At 48.8% G+C, this 5544-nt stretch carries 4 protein-coding genes, 4 tRNA genes and 2 rRNA genes; 9 read left to right on the top strand and 1 reads right to left on the bottom strand.

Annotated features, from left to right (window positions below):
• The 4 genes from CRO33_RS24215 to birA all read left to right on the top strand — a co-directional run.
• Positions 1–300, top strand: a 23S ribosomal RNA gene (locus CRO33_RS24215); the annotation flags it as partial.
• 105 nt (positions 301–405) lie between these two features.
• Positions 406–521, top strand: a 5S ribosomal RNA gene (gene rrf, locus CRO33_RS24210).
• Positions 522–671: 150 nt separating this feature from the next.
• Positions 672–1709 carry a UDP-N-acetylmuramate dehydrogenase gene (gene murB / locus CRO33_RS24205; RefSeq protein ID WP_097119824.1) on the top strand — a complete coding sequence of 346 codons (1038 nt, stop codon included), beginning with the start codon at positions 672–674 and terminating at the stop codon, positions 1707–1709.
• The gene (gene birA, locus CRO33_RS24200; protein ID WP_097119823.1) at positions 1706–2668 is read left to right on the top strand and encodes a bifunctional biotin--[acetyl-CoA-carboxylase] ligase/biotin operon repressor BirA; all 963 of its coding nucleotides are present in this window, start codon (positions 1706–1708) and stop codon (positions 2666–2668) included. Before murB ends, birA begins: the two co-directional genes overlap by 4 nt.
• Positions 2669–2727: 59 nt before the next feature.
• On the opposite strand, the gene coaA is transcribed toward birA, so the two are convergent.
• Entirely contained in the window at positions 2728–3678 is a 951-nt protein-coding gene (gene coaA, locus CRO33_RS24195) for a type I pantothenate kinase (protein WP_097119822.1), read from the bottom strand.
• Positions 3679–4323: 645 nt separating this feature from the next.
• Between coaA and CRO33_RS24190 the strand changes: the two genes are divergently transcribed.
• The 5 genes from CRO33_RS24190 to CRO33_RS24170 form a co-directional block, all read left to right on the top strand.
• Positions 4324–4399: transfer RNA gene (locus tag CRO33_RS24190), tRNA-Thr, on the top strand.
• Positions 4400–4407: 8 nt separating this feature from the next.
• A tRNA-Tyr gene (locus tag CRO33_RS24185) sits at positions 4408–4492 on the top strand.
• A gap of 190 nt (positions 4493–4682) precedes the next feature.
• Positions 4683–4757 (top strand) — tRNA-Gly (locus tag CRO33_RS24180).
• A gap of 5 nt (positions 4758–4762) precedes the next feature.
• Positions 4763–4838, top strand: a tRNA-Thr gene (locus tag CRO33_RS24175).
• Between the two features lie 107 nt (positions 4839–4945).
• Positions 4946–5544, top strand: a 599-nt coding sequence (locus tag CRO33_RS24170; RefSeq protein WP_101749449.1) for a GTP-binding protein, incomplete at its 3' end; no start/stop codon positions are given.

Here is a 5544-nt window from a genome sequence, read left to right as displayed (position 1 = left end):
TCGGTCCCTATCTGCCGTGGGCGCTGGAGAATTGAGGGGGGTTGCTCCTAGTACGAGAGGACCGGAGTGAACGCACCACTGGTGTTCGGGTTGTCATGCCAATGGCATTGCCCGGTAGCTAAGTGCGGAAAAGATAAGTGCTGAAAGCATCTAAGCACGAAACTTGCCCCGAGATGAGTTCTCCCTGACTCCCAGAGAGTCCTGAAGGGACGTTGAAGACGACGACGTTGATAGGCCGGATGTGTAAGTGCAGCGATGCATTGAGCTAACCGGTACTAATGACCCGTGAGGCTTAACCTTACAACGCCAGAGGCGTTTTTGAAGAGACGCAGTAGATTTTCAGCTTTGTTCAAACGGATTGGTTCGCGTGGTGACGATTGTCACGGCGTGAATAAACAGAATTTGCCTGGCGGCTGTAGCGCGGTGGTCCCACCTGACCCCATGCCGAACTCAGAAGTGAAACGCCGTAGCGCCGATGGTAGTGTGGGGTCTCCCCATGCGAGAGTAGGGAACTGCCAGGCATCAAATAAGTGAAGAAACCCTGAACGAAAGTTCAGGGTTTTTTTACGTCTGCAAATTGGCGAAATCAGGGCTAAAAGCCACGAAAACATCCCACCCGTGACTAACTGATCGGGTAAACTACGGCCAGATAAATCAGTAAAGGCCGTGAAATGTCCAGCCCCCACACTTCTCTAAAAGTTTTCAACACACTGGGTCTCGAAGTCAGTGCACAATCGCTGTATATCGCAGACACATCTGAAGCCATTGTTCGCGCATGGCAAGCGACTCAACAGGCGAATCAACCTTTCATCGTATTAGGTGAGGGCAGCAATGTGCTTTTCCTGGAAGACTTTGATGGTGGCGTGATCATTAATGCCATCAAAGGTATTTCACTTGAGGAAGAGGCTGAAGCATGGCATTTGCATATTGGCGCTGGTGAGAACTGGCACCAGTTGGTTGAGCATACTTTAAAAAAAGGTATTACCGGCCTGGAAAACCTGGCGTTAATTCCGGGCATGGCCGGTTCAGCACCTATCCAGAACATTGGCGCTTATGGTGTTGAATTTAAGGATATTTGCCAATACGTTGATGTGCTGCATCTGCCCACACAAAAAATCAGCCGCCTGAATCGCGAAGCGTGTCAGTTTGGGTATCGTGACAGTATTTTTAAACACGAGATGAAGGATAATCACGTCATTATTGCTGTTGGGCTCCGTCTGGCTAAGCAATGGAAGCCGGTGCTGAGTTACGGCGATTTAGCGAAACTGAATCCAGCCACCGTATGCGCATGGGATGTGTTCAATGCAGTTTGCCAAATGCGTCAGAGTAAACTGCCCGATCCGCGGGTAACGGGCAATGTAGGTAGCTTCTTCAAAAACCCTCTTATCACACGTGATTTGGCCAATGAGCTGTTAGAGGCATGGCCGGGGATGCCACATTACCCGCAGGCAAATGGAGACGTCAAATTAGCAGCAGGCTGGTTGATCGATCAATGCCATCTCAAGGGATACCAGATTGGCGGCGCTGCGGTACACCGCCAACAGGCGCTGGTATTGATCAATGAAAACCAGGCAATGCCAAAGGATATCGTTGCTTTAGCGCACGAGGTGCGGAACCACGTGGGTGAAAAATTCAATGTTTGGCTCGAGCCAGAGGTTCGCTTCATTGGTGCTCAAGGCGAACGTAACGCCGTTGAGGTCATTTCATGAAAGATAATAGTGTTCCGCTGAAATTGGTCGCGCTGCTGGCTGATGGAGAATTCCATTCAGGCGAGCAGTTGGGTGAAGCATTGGGTATGAGCCGTGCAGCCATCAATAAGCATATCCAAACCCTGAAAAGCTGGGGTCTGGATGTCTATACCGTCACAGGAAAAGGATATAGCTTGCCTGCCCCCATTCAATTGCTGAATGAAGCCGATATTCTTTCGCATCTGCATCAACCAGATTTAGATGTCATCCCTGTGATTGATTCTACCAACCAGTATCTGCTGGATAGAATGGATCAGTTGCCTTCTGGTCATGCCTGTATTGCAGAATATCAGCAAGCAGGCCGTGGCCGCCGTGGCAGAAAGTGGTTTTCTCCTTTTGGTTCTAATCTCTATCTGTCGATGTACTGGCGACTTGAGCAAGGTCCCGCTGCAGCAATGGGACTCAGCCTGGTGATTGGTATCGTGATAGCCGAGGTGATTCAGTCATTGGGTGCACCTGATGTGCGCGTTAAATGGCCCAATGATCTCTACCTGAACGACCGTAAATTGGCCGGGATTCTGGTTGAACTAACCGGCAAAACAGGCGACGCAGCGCAAATTGTCATGGGGGCTGGTGTCAATCTGGTGATGCGCTCAGAAGGAGCCGCTGAAATTAATCAGGGGTGGATTAATTTGCAGGAAGCCGGAGTTGAAATCGATCGCAATGAGTTGGCTGCAAAAATTATCAATAACCTGCGCGAAGCACTGCCGATTTTCGAGCGTGACGGATTGGCACCGTTTGTAGAGCGTTGGGATGCTCTGGACAATTTTATCAATCGCCCGGTTAAGCTGCTGATTGGCGACAGGGAAGTTCATGGTATAGCACGTGGTATTGATAAGCAGGGTGGTTTATTACTGGATCAAGATGGCGAAGTAAAGTCCTGGGTGGGTGGTGAGATTTCGCTGCGTCCTGGCAATTAATGCGAATTGACCTGAGAAATTAAACGCCCAGGTAAGTTAGGGCGTTTAAATATGAAACGTTATTTTCTCAGGCGAACACTTTGCACGGCATGATCTGCAGACTTTGTCATTATCAGACTGGCGCGCTCCCGGGTTGGGAGGATGTTTTCGTTAAGATTCAGCCAGTTAATTTCTTTCCATAATCCGCGAGCAATATTTTCCGCCTCTTCTTTAGGCAATTGAGAATAATGGTGGAAATAAGAATCGGGATCGCTGAAGGCACCTTCACGGAATTTTAGGAAACGATTAACGTACCAGCGTTCTAATAATGTTTCAGGTGCATCGACATAAATTGAGAAGTCGACAAAATCAGAAACAAATACATGATGCGGATCGTGGGGATAATCCATCCCACTTTGCAGCACGTTTAAGCCTTCCAGAATCAGAATATCAGGCTGTTGTACCACCTTATCGCCATCCGGGATCACATCATAAATAAGGTGTGAATAAACCGGCGCCGTGACCTGGCTAGCGCCCGATTTCAAATCGGAGACGAAGTTCACCAGACGATGCATATCGTAAGATTGCGGGAAGCCTTTCTTCTTCATTAGCCCCCGTTCTTTCAACACTGCATTGGGGTGTAAAAAGCCGTCAGTTGTAATCAACTCGACTTTACGATGTTCTGGCCAGCGACTAAGCAGCGCCTGCAACACACGCGCGGTTGTACTTTTACCTACAGCAACACTGCCGGCAATACTGATGATATAGGGAATCTTTTGCCCGTTAGTGCCAAGAAACTGCTCCAGCACGGCCTGACGGCGCAGATTAGAACTGATATAGAAGTTAAGCAGACGTGAGAGCGGCAAATAGATTTCAGCAACCTCTTCTAAGGAGAGATCTTCATTGATACCGCGTAGTCGTTCAATTTCGCCTTCAGCGAGCGTCATTGGCACTGAGTCGCGCAGGGCGGCCCATTGCTGACGGTCAAACTGCAAATAGGGTGTAGTGAGTGGTGTCGTTTTTTTACTCATAAGTATGCATCTGACCGCAAATCCCGGCTCATCAACATCTTGTAGCGTCTGGCATACAATGATGCGTCGAGCTCAGTTGCACGTCATAGGGGGTAAGTAACGAGAACAATGGGCTGGAGGGTAACACCAGTGTCACTTTAAAAAGAAGCAAATTGATAAACCTGAGCACGCTTTCGTAAGCGTGCCCGCATTTTTATTATTGCTTAGTCGCTTATTACAATCGATTTTGCTGTAGCACCGCGTAAAATCTTTTCAGATTTTCCATCGCTGACAACGTTGAGCCGTCTTCAGACAATCAATAATGCCTCCCTCTTTAACACGCCGACAGTGGCATCCGTTAACGAACAATCCCGTCTTGCATTGTGTTAGTTGAAAAAATGTTCAATCAAACCCGATCCAATAAAAAAAGTTGCGCAGTTTTAAATGAAAAATGGCGTTGTGCTTCTGGCGTGCGACGACCAAACCACGATAAGCCTCTGTAAATCACTTAGTGCAGCGGCGTAAAAACACACTGCATTTGGACGAAAATACTGCAAATGATGAGCGGTTTGCGATGTTTTGCACAAATAGTAAGCGATAGAACAATTTTGGCAATTTTTTTGTTGCATCCTGGGCTCGGTCTTCCCATAATGCGCTCCACTTGATGCCGGCTTAGCTCAGTTGGTAGAGCAACTGACTTGTAATCAGTAGGTCACCAGTTCGATTCCGGTAGCCGGCACCAATCAAGTAGGTGGGATTCCCGAGCGGCCAAAGGGAGCAGACTGTAAATCTGCCGTCACAGACTTCGAAGGTTCGAATCCTTCTCCCACCACCATCTCAACCACTTGGTTGAGCGTCAGATAAAATCTTTATCTGGCGGGTGAGTTCATCTCTCTCACCTTCGAATTCAGATTGCGGATTTTCGCAATCAAAGTCAGCCAGAAACTCTGGCAGGCTCGAATAATAGAAGGTCTTCTTTTATTATTCATAAGCTACAGAAAGAACAGGTAGCCGAGTTCCAGGATGCGGGCATCGTATAATGGCTATTACCTCAGCCTTCCAAGCTGATGATGCGGGTTCGATTCCCGCTGCCCGCTCCAGATGTGCTGATATGGCTCAGTTGGTAGAGCGCACCCTTGGTAAGGGTGAGGTCCCCAGTTCGACTCTGGGTATCAGCACCACTTCCTTTATCTCTCTCCTGATTCTCTCTCTGTAAACCAAACAGTCAGGCATTGCCTGGTTGATATGACGATATCTTCGATATATCCGTGTCTTAGAGGGACTAGCGATGGCTAAAGAGCAATTTCAACGTAACAAACTGCACGTAAACGTGGGCACCATCGGTCACGTTGACCACGGTAAAACCACCCTGACTGCTGCAATCACCACCGTTCTGGCTAAAACCTACGGCGGTAAAGCAAGCAAATTCGATGAGATCGATAAGGCGCCAGAAGAGAAAGCACGTGGTATCACCATCAACACTTCTCACGTTGAATATGAAACCCCGACTCGCCACTATGCGCACGTTGACTGCCCTGGCCACGCCGACTATGTGAAAAACATGATCACCGGTGCTGCGCAGATGGACGGCGCGATCCTGGTTGTTGCTGCGACTGATGGCCCAATGCCACAGACCCGTGAGCACATCCTGCTGGGTCGTCAGGTTGGCGTTCCTTACATCATCGTGTTCCTGAACAAGTGCGACATGGTTGATGATGAAGAGCTGCTGGAACTGGTAGAGATGGAAGTTCGCGATCTGCTGTCAGCTTACGACTTCCCAGGCGACGATACTCCAATCGTACGCGGTTCTGCTCTGCAGGCACTGAACGGTGTTGCTGAGTGGGAAGAGAAGATCATTGAGCTGGCTGGTCACCTGGATAACTACAT

This window comes from Pantoea sp. GL120224-02 (assembly GCF_900215395.1).
Classification (GTDB): Bacteria; Pseudomonadota; Gammaproteobacteria; order Enterobacterales; family Enterobacteriaceae; genus Pantoea; species Pantoea communis.
The sequence above is the reverse complement of the archived record's forward strand: the minus strand, read 5'-3'. Positions and strand labels throughout refer to the sequence as shown.